Origin of the sequence: Streptomyces sp. NRRL F-2664 (assembly GCF_000719345.1) — a bacterium.
GTDB lineage: Bacteria > Actinomycetota > Actinomycetes > Streptomycetales > Streptomycetaceae > Streptomyces.
Genome location: NZ_JOFX01000474.1, coordinates 1 through 310 on the forward strand (window position 1 = coordinate 1; position 310 = coordinate 310).

A 310-nucleotide genomic window follows, 5' to 3' on the forward strand; every position below is an offset into this window, starting at 1 on the left:
AGGCCAGCACCGTCCACAACTCCGCCGGCCAGAAACGCGAAGTGGCGACCGCCGCCGCCTACGACGCCTACGGCCGTGCGGTGAAGACCACCGATGAGACCGGGACGGTCACTGAGACCGTGTACGACCCCGAAGAGGGTGCTACCGGGCTGGTCGTGTCGCAGAAGACCACCGACCGGGACGGCAAAGTCCTGCAGGAGACCTCCAACACCCTGGCTGCGGACCGGCGCACGGTCACCGCGACCGTCGCCCGCACCGCGGACAGCAGCGGGAAGCTCACCGCCCGCGAGCAGACCACGCTCACCTACGA

At 69.4% G+C, this 310-nt stretch carries 1 protein-coding gene; it reads left to right on the forward strand.

Annotated elements, in window-relative coordinates; all coding sequences use genetic code 11:
* Positions 1–310: hypothetical protein (locus IF89_RS39990; protein WP_043195087.1), on the forward strand; the 310-nt coding region annotated here is incomplete at both ends.